This is a genomic window from Acinetobacter tandoii (assembly GCF_008867985.1).
Lineage (GTDB): Bacteria > Pseudomonadota > Gammaproteobacteria > Pseudomonadales > Moraxellaceae > Acinetobacter > Acinetobacter tandoii.
The window spans coordinates 1-17054 of record NZ_VXLD01000012.1 but is presented as its reverse complement, the minus strand read 5'-3'; the positions used below and the strand labels follow the sequence as shown (position 1 = coordinate 17054).

13 protein-coding genes are annotated in these 17054 nt (G+C 33.3%); 11 read left to right on the top strand and 2 right to left on the bottom strand.

Translation table 11 applies throughout. The features are described from left to right. Nucleotides 1–122 precede the first annotated feature (122 nt). A complete protein-coding gene (locus tag F4W09_RS14050) occupies nucleotides 123–1229 on the bottom strand; it encodes a polysaccharide biosynthesis/export family protein (RefSeq protein WP_151505116.1) in 1107 nt (368 codons plus the stop codon). Nucleotides 1230–1725: 496 nt separating this feature from the next. On the opposite strand from F4W09_RS14050, the gene F4W09_RS14045 reads away from it, so the two are divergent. The 11 genes from F4W09_RS14045 (at nucleotide 1726) to galE (ending at nucleotide 16342) form a co-directional block, all read left to right on the top strand. After that, nucleotides 1726–3243, top strand: a complete 1518-nt coding sequence (locus tag F4W09_RS14045; protein WP_151505115.1) for a lipopolysaccharide biosynthesis protein — start codon at nucleotides 1726–1728, stop codon at nucleotides 3241–3243. Between the two features lie 313 nt (nucleotides 3244–3556). Next, complete coding sequence (locus tag F4W09_RS14040; protein ID WP_171492439.1) at nucleotides 3557–4672, top strand: glycosyltransferase; 1116 nt, start codon at nucleotides 3557–3559, stop codon at nucleotides 4670–4672. After that, nucleotides 4659–5765, top strand: a complete 1107-nt coding sequence (locus tag F4W09_RS14035; protein ID WP_151505114.1) for an EpsG family protein — start codon at nucleotides 4659–4661, stop codon at nucleotides 5763–5765. Before F4W09_RS14040 ends, F4W09_RS14035 begins: the two co-directional genes overlap by 14 nt. Continuing rightward, on the top strand, nucleotides 5755–6630 hold the full coding sequence (locus F4W09_RS14030) for a glycosyltransferase family 2 protein (protein ID WP_151505113.1): 876 nt from the start codon (nucleotides 5755–5757) through the stop codon (nucleotides 6628–6630). Before F4W09_RS14035 ends, F4W09_RS14030 begins: the two co-directional genes overlap by 11 nt. 636 nt (nucleotides 6631–7266) lie before the next feature. After that, nucleotides 7267–8400: a glycosyltransferase family 4 protein gene (locus tag F4W09_RS14025; protein ID WP_151505112.1), complete on the top strand. Its 1134-nt coding sequence runs from the start codon at nucleotides 7267–7269 to the stop codon at nucleotides 8398–8400. Between the two features lie 2 nt (nucleotides 8401–8402). Then, nucleotides 8403–9017, top strand: coding sequence for a sugar transferase (locus F4W09_RS14020; protein ID WP_151505111.1), 615 nt, complete (start codon nucleotides 8403–8405; stop codon nucleotides 9015–9017). Beyond that, nucleotides 9007–10047, top strand: coding sequence for a GNAT family N-acetyltransferase (locus F4W09_RS14015; protein WP_151505110.1), 1041 nt, complete (start codon nucleotides 9007–9009; stop codon nucleotides 10045–10047). The genes F4W09_RS14020 and F4W09_RS14015 overlap by 11 nt, the downstream gene beginning before the upstream one ends. 4 nt (nucleotides 10048–10051) lie before the next feature. After that, nucleotides 10052–10654, top strand: a complete 603-nt coding sequence (locus F4W09_RS14010; RefSeq protein ID WP_151505155.1) for a GNAT family N-acetyltransferase — start codon at nucleotides 10052–10054, stop codon at nucleotides 10652–10654. A gap of 10 nt (nucleotides 10655–10664) precedes the next feature. Then, on the top strand, nucleotides 10665–11849 hold the full coding sequence (locus tag F4W09_RS14005; protein WP_151505109.1) for a DegT/DnrJ/EryC1/StrS family aminotransferase: 1185 nt from the start codon (nucleotides 10665–10667) through the stop codon (nucleotides 11847–11849). Nucleotides 11850–13351: 1502 nt separating this feature from the next. Then, on the top strand, nucleotides 13352–15226 hold the full coding sequence (locus tag F4W09_RS14000) for a polysaccharide biosynthesis protein (protein ID WP_151505154.1): 1875 nt from the start codon (nucleotides 13352–13354) through the stop codon (nucleotides 15224–15226). A gap of 96 nt (nucleotides 15227–15322) precedes the next feature. Beyond that, nucleotides 15323–16342, top strand: a complete 1020-nt coding sequence (galE, locus tag F4W09_RS13995; protein ID WP_151505108.1) for a UDP-glucose 4-epimerase GalE — start codon at nucleotides 15323–15325, stop codon at nucleotides 16340–16342. A 7-nt stretch (nucleotides 16343–16349) separates the two neighbouring features. On the opposite strand, the gene F4W09_RS13990 is transcribed toward galE, so the two are convergent. Next, nucleotides 16350–17054, bottom strand: a 705-nt coding sequence (locus F4W09_RS13990) for an acyltransferase family protein (protein ID WP_151505107.1), incomplete at its 5' end; no start/stop codon positions are given.

Genomic DNA, 17054 nt, shown 5'->3' with positions numbered 1-17054 from the left:
TTGAGAAACGGGCTATGCTTGTCCAATATGCAATTGAAGAAATTTCTGCTTGGAAACGTATTTTGCCATTGGACAAGGACAAATATTTCCAATACAGCCCATAAGAATATTTTGAATATGTATTAGTTAGTTCCCAATCGATCAATATTATACAAAGCATTAGAGAACGGTAAAATTTGGGTAATGATACGTTGCCAACGGGCTAAGCCTGTAGCGTCAACATAAACAATATCATTGCTACGCATTCTAAATTGATTGGCTAAACCGAAATTACCGAGACTCATTAAATTCATATGATACAGTTCAGTTTGTTGATGCTTCGGGTCACTACGGAGTACATAAATTCGTTTAGCACTTGCAGTATTTGAATCAATGCCTAAGCTTTCTCCCAGAACATCACTTAAGGTCATGCCTTGATCACGCATGGGCAAAGCTTGATTCCTGCCAGACTCACCCATGACATAAATCTTCTGGTCCTCTTTAGAATTTACATAAAGTGTATCATTGGGTTGGATGAGCAAATTGTGTAAAGAATAACCGGACTTTTCGAGTTGAATACTATTCAACTTGTAAGTTCGACCTTGGCGTACCAATGTAATAGAGGTGTTATCGCCATATTGAGTATTAATTCCACCAGCCATACTAAGAGCGGTATAAACACTGACAGGTTGATCACTCAGAAAGAATTGGCCGCCTCTCATCACGTTACCTTGGACTGAATAACGCTGGCCTTGATAAGATAAGACACGCGCAATCACATCAGGTGTTTTTAAATAATGAGAGAGTTGACTACGCAACTCTTGATTCACTTGAGGGAGTGATTTTCCTGCGGCTTTATAGCGGCCAATCATTGGAAATTGAATATAGCCGCTTTGATCAATTTGATAACCATTGGCTTGAATCGATTGTTCGCTGGAAACATTACTCGCTGCAGGGGTAATTTCAGGATAAGCCCACAAGTAAATGGATAGAATATCGCCTGGACTCAACTTGTATGAGAGTTGGGCATGACGAAATAAGCTAGAATAATCTTGCAGATCGTTATCTGAAGTTTGATTTAAGTCACGTAAAGTATTTTGGTTGAGTTGAATGACATGCACTGTACTACCAAGTTCAGTTTGATAGACACCTTGTTCAGGTAAATTATAAGTTTGAAGGCCTGGTGCTAGAGCACAACCGACAGTGCTGAGTGTGAACCCTAAGAGGCCAATATATTGTAGTAATTTCACTCTGTACCCCTATAAACTATTATAAATATATTTCAATCGGGGGTGATTGAGATTGTTTAATAAATATACTAATACATCAAATTATCCTGTGCAATTATAATTTTTGATAATAGTGCAAGCTTAACTACAGTCCAGTAGTAAAGATGTGGTGTCAACAAGACTTAGTAATTGTATATATGATACAAGCAGGATATGATGGAAAAAGATTGAAATTTTCTGATCGATAATAATTACAGTCTTGTACTTAGTGACAGCATTTTATTGATTGTATGATTTCTTTAATATAATTAAAAATGCATTAGATAAAGTGGTATAAAGTTTACTCAATTATTGATTAATTATGAATTAAATGCTAGTAAGGTAATATAAGGAATTCACAGGCAAGCATATTAAAATAAAAAACTTATCGCAATCATAGGCCAGTTTATTTGGTTTTGCAAAAAATTAGATGAAGCAATTTTTATATGTTTTAATATTTAAAAGTTGATTTTAAATTATGTCTAAAAATAAAAAAATTTTAAATAACACATTGGCTTTATACATTAGGCTTTTGATTACGGTCGTACTGAACTTATATGCAACTAGAATATTATTAAAAAATCTTGGAATAGAGGATTTTGGTCTATATGGAGCAATAGCAGGAGTTATTGCATTAATTTCATTTTTTCAGGCTGCATTATCAAATGCAACAAATCGTTTCCTAAATATAGAGGTGGGAAAGGGTGATATACCCTATATTCAAAAAATATTTTCTACAGCATTTTTCCTACATATTTTCATTGCATTGCTTTTTTGTATTTTAATTGAAATATTTGGTGCTTTTATAATTGGTTCTTTTGTAAAATTACCCGCTGAAAAAATAAATATTTCTATGCAAGTTTTTCATTTGTCAATAATATCTCTATTTATTTTGGTTGTTACTATTCCATTTGAGTCTATATTAATGGCGAAAGAAAAATTTGGAATATATGCTTTGATTTCTATACTTGATGTAACTTTGAAATTACTATTGGCTTATATTTTAATATTCTTTACTCATGATAAGCTTTTATATTATGCATCAGGTTTTGTTTGTATAGTTTTTTTGACAAGATTAACTTATGTAATTTATAGTCAATTAAATATTGTTGAAGCAAGGATTAAATTTTATATAGATAATGATTTTCTTAAAAAAATAATAAATTTTATTGGTTGGGAGTTGTATTTAAATTTTTGCGTGGTTTTTAAAGTTGAGGGAATAATGCTCTTGATGAATAACTTTTTTGGTTTGATAGCAGTGGCAAGTATAAAGATAAGTTATCAAATTAATGCAGCGTTATATAGCTTATCTAGTAATCTATCGGTTGCTGTTAAACCTCAATTAATGCGTAGTTATGCTGATTATGATGTTGATAGAATGAATACGTTAACATTTTACTCGGCAAAATATTCTTATTATTTTATGTTGATATTTTGTGCCCCCATTATATTTAATATTGATTATATTTTAAAGTTTTGGTTGGGATCTCCGCCTGCTTATACTAAAGTCATTACTATTTTTGTACTAACTTCAAGTTTAATTGAGGTGTTTTTTTATCCAATTGTTATGTTGATCCATGCTACTGGTAATTTGAAAAAATTTAGCATTTTAACTGGTACTCTCATTCTATCATCAGTTCCATTGGTTTATTTATTATTTAAATTTGGTTTTAACTATTATTATGCTTATATTATTTATGTCATTAATACTGCATTAGCTTCATTTTTAAACTTATGGATAGTAAAAAAACTGATCACTGATTTTGATCTATCTAAATTTTTAAGGAAGGTTTTAGTTAATATAATGATTACTACCGTTACAATTATTTTAGTCCTCAAGGTGATAGCTGAATTTGTTGTTTTAAGTGGTTTTGTTGGATTTTTGACCGTTTTTGTGTTAGAAACTTTAGTAGTAATTTCGCTAATATATGGTTTAGGTATCGAAAAAATGCATAAGGAATTGATTAAAAGTTATTTAAAATCAAAGATAAAGTGATATTTTAGTAGTAACTGATATTAAAATTGATAAGCTTAGATTCATTCTATAGTTTTCTTGAATCGTTGATGTTTTAGCTGATTGATTATTCTATAGAACATCATTTTTTAATACTGGATAATAAGGATTTCTAATAAAAACTAGCATTAAATAGCTCGAATAAATATTGAACTGTTGTTGAATTTGAACATAAAGAGACTGATTTTGCAGTTGCAATATAACAATAGCAAAATCCTGAATATATAAAATCCCTGTCAGGAATGCAAATCAGATTAATACCGAAAATTTTAAAATGTATGGGTAGGAATCTTTAGTGATTAGAGTTTTACATATAGTTGGTCAAATGGATCGTGCTGGTGCAGAAACTATGCTGATGAATCTATATCGTCATATTGATCGCACCCAAGTTCAATTTGACTTTATTAAATTTACGACTCAACAAGGTGATTATGATGATGAAATTCAAGAATTGGGTGGCAGAATTTTTCCAATTCTTGCCGAGAATCCAATTGAACGTATGTTTAAACTAACAAGTTTTTTAAAGCAACATTCTGAATATCGAATTGTACATGCACATATGTTGCTAAGTAATGCTTTTCATCTATTAGCAGCAAAAAGGGCTGGTATTCAGCATCGAATTTCACATTCGCATAATACAAGTAATGGTAAATTTGGAGTTTTAGCTTTTTTATATGAAAAATTTGCAATATATTTAAATAAAATATTATCAACAAAAAAAATAGCTTGTGGTAAAGAAGCAGCGGAATATTTATTTGGGACAACAGAAAATGTTTGGTTATTAAATAATGCTATCGATTTAAAATTATATAGACAAATAGCAGAAAAAAATAAAAATTATTGGAAAAGCATTAAACATGATATTCAAGGGTTGAAAATTATTCAAGTCGGCCGGTTAAGTGAGGTAAAGAACCATAGATTGTCGTTAGAAATTGCTAGAAAATTAAAAGAGCAAGATATTACTTTTAGATTTTTGATTGTAGGTCAAGGTCCTTTAGAGAACTCTATTAGGCAAATGATACAAGATTACACTTTAGATAAAAATGTGTATTTATTAGGTATTAGAGATGATATACCAAACTTAATGGCTGGTGCTGATGTCATGTTAATGCCATCATTACATGAAGGATTTCCAGTAGTGTTGGTGGAAAGTCAAGCAATTGGTTTAAAGTCTATAATATCCTCTAAGATATCAAAAGAAGTTGATCTGGGTGTAAACTTAATTGATTTTAAAGACTTAAATAACATTGAAGGATGGATTAAAGCGTTTGAATATATAAATCCAGTAAGTAATCAGTTTGGTAGTGATGTCGAAGTGCTTGCTAAGAAGGGTTTTGATATAAAACAAAAATCCGTCGAACTTTTAGCCCTGTATAATAATATGGATAGTATTTCTAATGATATTAATTGATAATACTGCTTTTTTAAATTTATACAATTTAATTTATTTTTGTACAGCCTGCTTGGTCTTGGCTTCTGCTTTATCATATGAAATTAAGAAGGATGTTTTACTACAGAATAAATTAGGTCAATATTTAGTTTTTTTACCTTTAATTTTTTTAATATTACTCGTGGGTCTTAGGGAATATGATGTAGGTGCTGACACAGTTAGTTATTTTGATATACTTTGGAATGAAACATCTGAGTTGAATTTTAGTGATGGTATTTTATTCGGTTTGATTGCTTCGACTCTAAGATATTTCAATTTGGGTTATACTTATTTTCTTTTATTAATATCCTTCGTATTTTATATAATTACTTACAAAGCATTAAAGAACTATACTGAAAAATTTGAATCAAATCTTCTTATTACTTTCTTTGCATGCATTTCATTTTTCTTTTATTTAAGTATGAGTATTAATGTGATCAGGCAAGGTGTATCACTAGCCTTTCTGTTATTAGCTTATTCTTTATGGGTTGGTAAGAAAAATAATATTATAATTTTATTGTGTATATTTTTATCATTAGCTTTTCATTTGACCTCAATTATACCAATTTTAATATTTGTTTGTTCTGTTATCATGAGTAAAATTAGAGCTTTTAATTTACTAATTTTTATCTATTTATTTTCTATAATTTTATCTTACTTTAATTATGGTTTTTTAAACTTTTCATCAGTGTTTTTAGATTTTTTAGGTGAAGATAGACATGCAGATTATTTTTCGGATGAAGTTTCTGATTACATCATAGGTTTTAGGCCGCAGTTTGTAATATTTAATACTTTTTTTCTACTTGTATCTCTGTATGTTAAAAATAAGTTGACTGATATTGATTTATCTTATCAATATAATATTCTTGTTTCTTATTATATTATTGCAAGTGTTATATTTTTTATGGCATTTCAACTGCCATTTTCCGATCGTTGGGGATTGTTTTCATGGTGTGTTATTCCATTACTAATTTCACCATTATTTTATTCACCTTTTGTTAAGGAAAAAATAAAAATTCATTATGTTTTAATCTTGATTCTAATTTACATTGGTTTTTATTTCTATGATAAATGAATCTGAAAATACACCTACTATTAGTGTAGGTATTCCATTTTATAATGCTGAAAAGTTCTTGGCTTTTGCCATTCAGTCTGTACTTTGTCAATCATATACAAATTGGGAGTTAATTCTTGTGGATGATGGATCCACGGATAATTCCTTGAAGATTGCTAAAGAGTTTGCAGGTAGTGATCGAAGGATTAAAGTACTCTGTGATGGTGAAAATAAAAAACTACCCAATCGTCTAAATCAATTAATAAAGGAATCTGAAGGTAAATTTATAGCAAGGATGGATGCGGATGATATTATGCATCCCAGTCGCTTGGAAGTACAATTAAAATATCTTTTAGAAAATGATCAAGTTGATCTTGTTTCTACGGGTTTGGTCTCTATAGATGATCAGAATAGAGTCTGTGGATTCAGAAGTGTCAATTCACTTATTACTGAAATATCTAAACCTTTTAAGTTTCATATAGCTCATCCAACTGTAATGGCTAGAAAAGAATGGTATCTAAGAAATTTATATAGTTTAGACTATCCTCGTGCTGAAGATTTTGAGCTGTGGTGTCGTGCATATGGTAAAAATGATTTAAAAATAGCAATCCTTCCAGATTTACTTCTTTTTTATCGTGAATTTGGAAATATCTCTATCGATAATCTTTTGAAAACATGTTCAGATGAACATAAAATAAGAAATTATTATCAAATGAATAATAAAGTTTATAATTTTATCTATTTTAATTTGAAATATCTTTTTATTTATACAATTGGTTTTTTGGGCTTGGGGAAGAATCTCTCGAAGAGAAGAAATCGAGATTTATCTGATGATGATGCAAAGGAAATGCAACAAGTATTAAATTTAGTTGTGAATAGAAAGTAGGAGCTTATATAAAGTTAATTTAGTAGATAAGCTACTTCCATAACCACAATCAAATGCAAATTAATAAAATTAGTTTGATTGCAGCAAGACATTATTGAAGGGCTATTCATCAATATATTTTTTGATGGATAACCTGATTCTAAAAATTATTGCACTCGTAATTGATGAGTTTACAATCAGCCCCGAATCAGTCACTAGAATTTTAGTGCTTTGACTTACAAAGCTTGCAGCACGTCGAACCTAACGCTAGGTAAGGGTAAATCAGTTTAGTCTGGTATCGAAATTCAATGCTTTTTAATGCATATATTTGAAATTTTAATTTTTTACAAAGAGTTGCTAACTTTGCTCAAAGTTTTATGAGATGTATGTTCATTTACCATTCTGAATAAATTTGAAAAATTTAGATAGACTTTATGACTAAGTCATATTTTGGATTTGGTTACTTGGTTGAACTTTAATTTTTAAAACTTTTTGCAACAAAATAGAGAATTATTTAAAAGACACAGATCAAAAAAAGGATTTTAATTAGAGATGTAAAAGTGGCAATTGGAACACATTATTAGAAAAATGTTCTATGTTTGTCACTTAAATACGGAAAGAATAATTTTTAAAAAAAACTAAAAAAGCTGAAAAATTATGAGTACGATAGTGTTTATTGGCACGATAGCATCTAGCATTTATGATTTTCGTGCAGATTTAATCCGTAGCCTCTTAAAGCAGGGGCATCAAATCTATGCTTTTACATCTCAATACAATGCAGAAGATATAAATAAAATAGAACAACTAGGTGCTATTCCTGTTACATATACTTTAAACCGTGGTGGATTAAATCCACTGGCAGATATTGTCGCAACTTATCAACTTTTTAAAAAAATAAAGCATATAAATCCTGATGTGGTCTTCTCATATTTTTCTAAGCCAGTCATTTTTGGGACTATAGCTGCGAAACTAGCAAAAGTACCTTGTGTCATCGGTATGCTTGAGGGGCTAGGTTACACTTTTACAGAGCAGCCAGAGGGTCTAAGCCACAAAACTAAATTTATCCGATACATTCAGGTTTTTCTCTACAAAATCGCATTGCCAATGCTGGATCAACTTATTTTCTTAAATCCAGATGATCCTAAAGATTTATTGGAAAAATATTCTATAAAAGTAAAAAAAGTAGTGATCCTAGGCGGAATAGGTTTAAATTTACAAGAATATCCATATCAACCCGTTGATGATATTTCACTTCCTATTAAATTTTTATTCATTGGTCGGTTGCTTAAAGAAAAAGGAATACATGAGTTTGTTCAAGCCGCTAAATTGGTGAAAAAACAATATCCTAAAACACAGTTTACGATTCTTGGACAAATAGATACTTTTAATATTGGAGCACTGCAACAATCAGAATTAGATGATTTGATTGCTTCCAATGTTGTACATTATTTAGGCTGGGTGAATAATGTAAAAGACTGGATTACGAATAGTCATGTATTTGTGTTGCCCTCTTATCGTGAGGGTGTACCTCGCAGCACACAAGAAGCAATGGCAATAGGCCGTGCAATTATTACTACAGATGTCCCAGGTTGCCGAGAAACTGTAATCCAAAATCGAAATGGCTTCATTATTCCAAGGTGGGATTCCAAAGCTTTAGCTGAAAATATGATTTATTTCATTGAGAATCCTAAACAAATCAGATTTATGGGAGATGAAAGCCACAAAATCGCACTCGATAAATTTGATGTTGAACAAGTAAATCAACGATTACAAAATATTTTAGGAGTCTGAAAATGATAAAACGCTTCCTAGATATTGTGATTGCTTCTTTTGCGCTCACTTTACTATCGCCATTATATTTATATGTTGCATATAAGGTGAAAAAGAATTTAGGCACTCCTGTCTTGTTCCGTCAGGTTCGTCCAGGGTTACATGGCAAACCTTTTGAAATGATTAAATTTAGAAGTATGCATGATGCTATTGATGCCCAAGGGAACCCTTTACCTGAAATTGAACGTTTAACTCCTTTTGGCAAAAAATTGCGATCTACAAGTTTGGATGAAATACCAGAATTATGGAACGTGATTAAAGGTGATATGAGTATTGTAGGTCCACGTCCTTTATTGATGGAATATTTACCTCTTTATAGTAAAGAACAAGCCAAACGTCATCATGTGCGCCCCGGCATGACAGGTCATGCACAAGTGAATGGGCGTAATGCCATTAGTTGGGATGAAAAATTGAAGCTTGATATTTGGTATGTTGAAAATCAATCCATTTGGCTGGATTTCAAAATTATGCTGAAAACGATCAAAGTTGTTCTAATTAAAGAAAATGTAAATGATGAATCAGGTCACTCTATGCCTAAATTTACAGGGGATAAACAGGGTGATGAAAATGGATTCTAATGTGAACTGCTCTTTAGTCGATGTTGATGATGAATGGGACACTGCAGTAAAGAAATTTAATTTTGATATCTATCATTTAAGTGGATGGCTTAAATCTTCAGCAGTAATAGATGATGGTCAGGCTAAAGGCTTAATGATTAAGTTTGGTAATAATGAGTTACTTTTTCCTTTAATTATTAGGAGAATAGATAGTATATTTTGGGATGCTACCTCGCCATATGGTTATGGTGGTCCATTAGGAGATAGTGTATTAACAAATCAAGAGATTGATCAGTTATTACAAAATGCCATTAATTTTTTAAAGGAGCACAATTGTGTTTCTTGGTTTATTCGATTACATCCAATTTTAAATATTGAATGGAATAGTAAATTTGGCACTATCGTTGAGCATGGGCCAACATTATCTTCAGATTTGAGTAAAACAGAAGAAGAACATTGGTCTGAAACTCAACAGAGACATCAACGAGGCATTAAAAAGGCATTAAAACAGTCTATATACACAAAGATTGAAGAACTTAATGAAAATAATGCTTTAATCTTTTCTAAAATTTACCTTGAAACTATGAAGCATGTAAATGCATCAGACTTTTATTTATTTGATGATTTATATTTTATAGCGTTAGCAAAAAATCTAAAAGGCAGAATTTTATTAATTACTGCTTATGATAATGAAACACCGATAGCTGCTTCAATCTTTACGTATTGCCAAGAAAGTAAAATTATCCAATATCATTTAGGCGGTACTCTTGATGCTTATCGAAATTTACAACCTGCTAAGCTGATTGTACACATCGCAAGAGCTTGGGGGCGTGAAAAGAGATACAGTATTTTGCATCTTGGCGGAGGTTTTGGGGCAAGTTTGGATTCATTATATGAGTATAAAAAAGGATTCAGTTCAAATGAGCATGTATTTAAAACGCATCGTATTGTCGTGAACTCTGATGTTTATATCAAATTGTTAAATAAAAATGGCAGGGTTGGACAGTTAACAGAATACTTTCCGCTTTATCGGAAACCAAATGGGAAATAATGTCATGATTAAATCTAAAAATGTGTCGCTTAGACCAATCGAGTTACACGATGATATTTTATTGCAAAAATTGATGAATGATCCTTTTGTGGCTGGAAGTGTAACAGGATGGTCATTTCCTGTATCTCTGTTTTCCCAAAATAATTGGATTCAGTCAAATACAAATAGTTCAAATTATCGCTTAATTATTGTAGATAATGAAACGAATGAAGCAATTGGTATCACGGGGTTATGGGAGATTGATTGGCATAATCAGTCAGCGAATATGCCAATAAAAATCTTGCCAGAAAAAAATAAAAAAGGCTTTGGGACAGAAGTCATTATGTTGACCATGGCGTGGGCATTTTACAATGTCGGACTCAGACGTTTATATGGTCCAGTTTTAGACTTCAATGGGCCAAGTATGGGTGCTTATGTTAAAAAATGTGGTTGGAAGATTGAAGGTCGACAACGTGAAGCGATTTTTCGTAAGGGAGAATGGCATGATGTATACGATATAGCAATTCTTAAGCATGAATTTGATGCTCTACCTAATGTAGCTGAGTTTATCCATGCGGTATGTCCTGTAGATACCACACCGAATATCAATTCCCAAGATTATATTTAGGGAAAAAATGATGCTAAATACTACATTTGAACCATGGCCAAGCTTCACAGTAGAAGAAGCAGATGCTGTTAAAGATCTGCTACTTTCAAATAAAGTGAATTATTGGACTGGAAAAGAATGTCGCGAGTTTGAGAAAGAATTTGCGCAATTTTCTCAAACCAAATATGCCGTAGCATTAACAAATGGTACGGTAGCACTTGATGTTGCTTTAAAAGCTTTAAATATTGGTGTTGGTGATGATGTAATTGTTACATCTAGAACATTTCTTGCATCTGCCAGTTGTATTGTTACAGCAGGAGCTAATCCTATTTTTGCAGATGTTGAGCTGGATTCTCAGAATATTTCTCGAAAGACCATTGAGGCGGTATTAACTTCGAATACCAAAGCCATTATTTGTGTACATTTAGCGGGCTGGATGTGTGATATGGATCCAATCATGCAGTTGGCGGAAGAAAAAGGGTTATTTGTCATTGAAGATTGTGCTCAAGCACATGGGGCACAATATAAAGGAAAATCAGCGGGTTCGATTGGTCATATTGGGGCATGGTCTTTCTGTCAGGACAAAATTATGAGTACTGGTGGTGAAGGCGGGATGGTTACCACCAATGATGAGAACTTATGGGAAAAAATGTGGTCTTATAAAGACCATGGTAAAAATTATGACAGCATTTACCATAAACAACACCCACCTGGTTTCCATTGGGTACATGACTCTTTTGGAACCAATTGGCGCATGATGGAAATGCAGGCCGTGCTCGGGCGCATGCAACTGAAAAAAATGCCAATATGGACAAAAAAACGTACGCAGAATGCGCAGCGTATATTGGCTGTATTTCAAAATAGTCGTTATTTCTCCGTACATTATCCAAATCAAGATTATGTACATGCCAACTACAAGTGCTATGTACAGGTCAATATTGATCAATTACCTACAGGTTGGTCCCGTGACCGTATTTTGAATGAAATAAATGCACAAGGTGTGCCATGTTTTATTGGCTCTTGTTCAGAAGTGTATTTAGAAAAAGCATTTGATGGTACTCCTTGGAGACCAAAAACACGCTTAGTGAACGCACAACAATTAGGTGAAACCAGTTTAATGTTTTTGGTACATCCGACCTTAACAGAAGATAATCTGACAAAAACTGTGAATGCTATTCAGCAGGTTATACAGATGATGAATGCAATAAAAAATTAAACCAATTAAGGTGATCCTCGACAAAAGATTGTATACACAGTTCTTTTAAAATAATGTAAATTTCAGATGGCTATCTTGGACAGTATTATTGTTCCAGTCATGTAAATCGATTCAAATTATCGTTTGCTTATAACGCAAATTTTATAGGATCGCCTATTTCTACTATTTAGACAGTCAACATGGCTTCTATTTGAATTAAAGAAGGCTAGTCATAATCATGGGTAATATTGAATTAATTTAGTCATCTTATTCGTGGTTGGAAAACTAGCCCACACATAAACTGTCAATTGGTATGTGCTGTTCACGAGGAAAATCTATCAGCTGTTATGTTTATGACCTTGCGAAGCTGTGCTTCTCAGACTTACGAGACTGTACTCTGATTTTAGAGTGCTATTACACAATTAACTGAATTAAAATAATATTTATGCGTAGAGACTGTTGGGATTACAGTAACTAAAAGTTTCATTCATGTATCAAAAGTTCATGTGGTACACGGCAGAGTATTGTCTACTTGCAAACGAACCAATGATATCTAGTTTGTATATATTGAGATTTACTACAATCGAATCAGACAACACTTTGAAAATAGTGAGTTAAGTCTGACCGCATTTCAACAAGAATATTTTAATAATTTAGAGAGATTATCTGTTGAGAATACTCTCCAGGGTCAATGTTATTTTTACTGGGATTACCCATAAATACGGACAATATGCTACCGAAATATTCCGATAGTTTGTCGGGTATAAATAGGGAGCTAACTTTACTGCCGATTTCTTCAAATAATTTAATTTTTCTTAACGAGTTGTGGCTGAAAATTGCTCGTTCGTCCACGTAGGACTTCTAGTTTAAATGAACCAGAATCTTTTTGGTTTTGCGAGAGTAGCCCTTTCTACAATTGATTTTTTAGGATTTACGTCCAGATATTTTTTAATCTCTGCATTTAAGACCGTTTCAGTCCGCTCTTTAATCTGAGACTTCAGAGTAAAAGTTTAACCAGTGAGTAGTTGTCCGGATTGTAATTGTTTAAATTTGTTTAGAACTCAAAGTTGTAATTTGTCATGCTTTTTCATTAAGCGCTGATTAATTTAATAAAATAATTATATTTTTTGATAAATGTATCAATTTAATTAAAAACAAATATTAATTTATCAATTTTACCAATTTTTGGGGATTTATTCGCATTTGTGGTGATTCTATAGTTGTGCTATGTCATTCGTTTGCTTGATCCAGAAGGTTTGCTTAGAGACTTAAAGTACGTCTAGTGAATGCTCAATATCTAAGTGAAGCAAATTTAATGTTCTTGGTACCTCTATGTTAAGAGAAAAGAGTTTTTAAAAAACCGTGAATGTAATTAAGAAGATTGTGTAGGCGATTGATGTAATAAAAAGTTCAACCAAATAAGGACAATAGGATGTCCTCATAAGGCTATCCCATTTAAACATGCATTTTTATTGACATAAAAATGGGTATAAAGATGCAATCCTGTAAAGGGGATCATCATGGTGAGAAATATAATTCATCAATTTGCTGCACAGCCAAGATTATATAAGCAAGTTTTTTTAAGTTTTTTGGATTTATTGGCTTTCCCTGTCATTTTATGGTTGTGCTATGTGATTCGTTTGTTTGATTTTCAAACTCCAATTATATCAGATGCGACATATGGCATTATCTTGATCAGTTTTATTGCAGTCTTAAGTTTGATGATCACAGGAGTTTATCGTTTTATTGTCCATACTTTTGAAGAAATCCTGATATGGAAGTTAGCACTTGCTGTCGCGATGACGATGATCGCCTTATATGTACTGCGTTCAAGTACTGCAACATTCGTTCCGATGTCTGTCCCATTTATATTCGGATTTATGATGTTTACATGGGTTTGGTTGAGTAGGGTATATATTCGTTTTTTAGTTAGAGCCTCATATTGTGCTGAAATTGGCAGTAAAAGAGTTGCAATTTATGGTGCAGGTGCAGCTGGTCAGCAAATTGAGGCGGCACTTAAATGTTCAGGTCAGTATCTACCTGTATTCTTTATTGATGATGATCCATCCTTACAAGGAAGAATTATTGGCAGTATCCCTGTTTATCCAGTTGCTCAAGCATTACAACGGTTGAAGAAAGATAGAATCGACGAAATTTTGTTGGCACTTCCTTCAGTGGAGCGTGTAAGAAAAGCAGAGATTATTCATGAGCTTGAGCCGTGTAATTTAAAAATTACGGCACTACCTGGTTTGACCCAGTTGGTTCATGGTGAAATTACCGTTTCTGATATTCAGGAAGTAGATATTATTGATTTGTTAGGGCGTGATCCTATTCCCCCGATTTCGCATTTATTGACCAAGAATATTGAAAATAAAGTTGTGATGGTGACAGGTGCAGGTGGGTCTATTGGATCTGAATTATGTCGTCAAATTATTAAGAATAAGCCAAAAGCACTAGTTCTTTATGAACTGAACGAATTCGCACTGTATAACATTGATCAAGAATTACACTCGAACTGTGATGTGACAATCATTCCTGTTTTGGGTTCTGTGCGGAATCAAGCCAAATTAGAGTATGAGATTGAACAGTATGGTGTTCAAACGGTTTACCATGCAGCAGCATACAAGCATGTGCCTCTAGTTGAATGTAATCCGCTTGCTGGATTGAAAAATAATGCGATTGGTACGGCATGTAGTCTCAATGCAGCAGTAAAAAAAGGGGTAGAAACATTTGTATTAATTTCGACAGATAAAGCGGTTCGACCAACCAATGTGATGGGGGCTTCGAAGCGGATGGCAGAGTTATATTGTCAATCTGTCGCTGCAATACAGAAAAATACACATATCAGTATTGTTCGATTTGGTAATGTTTTAGGGTCTTCAGGTTCAGTCGTCCCTTTATTTAAACAGCAAATTGCCAAAGGGGGCCCCATTACTGTGACCCATCCAGAAGTTACTCGTTACTTTATGACAATTCCTGAAGCCTCGCAATTGGTGATTCAGGCGGGTGCACTGGGGCAAGGTGGAGATGTCTTCTTATTGGATATGGGGGAACCTGTATGCATTCAGAATTTGGCACGACAAATGATTAAACTAAGTGGTTTCACTGTACGAGAAACTGGGTCGTTGAGTGGTGATATTGAAATCATCTATAGTGGCTTACGTCCAGGAGAGAAACTGTATGAGGAACTGTTGATTGACCAAGAGAATACAGAGTATACAGAGCATGCGCGGATTCGTCGTTCCTTTGAAAAAGATTATCCCTTACAAGAACTACAAATAGTCTTTGATAGAATAAATCAAATGGATGCAGCAAAACCAGATATAGATTGGTTGTTGACTCAACTTGAGCATTATGTCGATGGGTATAAACGGAGTAATCAAGTTATAATTAACTAAATTATAGAAATTTGCCTGATGAGTATAATTTCGATATTACAGGATTCATTTGATAGCTTAATTTAGGGCTTACTGAAAGTTTTGCAAGGAAAAAAAATGGCTAAGATTTTAGTCACAGGCGGAGCCGGTTATATCGGCTCACATACCTGTGTTGAGTTATTAACCGCAGGTCATGACGTTGTGGTTTTAGATAATCTCTCAAATAGTTCGGTTGAATCCTTAATGCGGGTACAACAATTGTCTGGAAAATCTCTCGATTTTGTCGAGGGGGATATTCGAGATGGTGAAACACTAGATCAACTTTTTGCACAGTATACAATTGATGCGGTGATTCATTTCGCAGGCTTAAAAGCAGTAGGTGAAAGCCAGCAGATTCCTTTGACTTATTTTGATAATAATATTACGGGCAGTCTGAATTTGGTCAAAGCTATGGAGCGGGCTGGCGTATTTAAGTTGGTGTTTAGTTCTTCTGCGACTGTTTATGATGAGGCAAATACTTCGCCATTGAATGAAGAAATGCCGACGGGTATGCCATCTAACAATTATGGCTATACCAAGCTGATTGTTGAACAGTTACTACAAAAGCTCAGTGTTGCAGATAAGCGTTGGTCGATTGCTTTGTTGCGTTACTTTAACCCTGTAGGCGCGCATAAAAGTGGTCGAATTGGTGAAGATCCCCAAGGAATTCCAAATAATTTGATGCCTTATGTAACGCAAGTCGCTGTGGGTCGTCGTGAAAAACTGGCTATTTTTGGTCAAGATTACGATACAATAGATGGTACAGGCGTTCGTGATTATATCCATGTAGTGGATTTAGCTAATGCGCATTTATGTGCATTGAATAATCGTTTAGCGGCTACAGGCTGTCGTGCATGGAATATCGGTACGGGGCAGGGTGCCTCAGTTTTGCAAATTAAAAATACCTTTGAGCAAGTCAATGGGATCGCGATTGCATTTGAATTTGCACCACGACGTGAGGGGGATGTTGCCACCTCATTCGCAGATAATACTCGTGCAGTGACAGAATTGAACTGGCAGCCGCAATATGGTTTGGAAGATATGTTGGCCGACAGTTGGAATTGGCAAAAACAGAACCCGCAAGGGTATGATCAATAACTGCAGTTTAAGTGACTGATCGTGTAGTAAGCCTTTTACCGATTTTGATAAAAGGCTTCTCATAAAAATAATAAAGAAGATTTGAAATCAATAGGGTTAAAATAATCGTGAGCAATATATTTAAATAAGAATTTAAATTAAAAAAGCGAGTAATATAGAGAAAAACGACAGGATGTATTAAATAAATGCCATAGGTTGCTTCCCCAATATTCGATAGAATTTTTGAAAGACTTGAGGGCATTGTAATGATTTCTAGCTTATAAAAACCAAGCGTTAAGGTCACTGCTGCAATAGAGAAAATAATACGATTAAAATTTGTGACAATTTCAATCTGATCTCCGCTAACGGGATAAAACCAGAGCAGGCAGATTGATATGAGAATCAGCAGAGGTGCAGTCAGCTTCATTTTCAATTCGTTAAAATTGTAATACAACGCTAAGCCACTAAAATATAAAAATAAATTATTAAATGGATTAATATAAATTTTCCACTGCTGTGCGAGTGTTAAATGATGATCAAGGGCAAAAAATGCAAAATATATTCCGATTATAACTGCCGCTAAGAGGGCTAAATTACCGAATAATTTTCGTTTATTGTACAGCATAATCAGTATGGGGGTGAAAGCATAGTAAACACATTCATTGCCTATACTCCATGCCCCCACATTGATATATTCACTTGGCGCTAAAAAACCATATAATAGTGTTATATT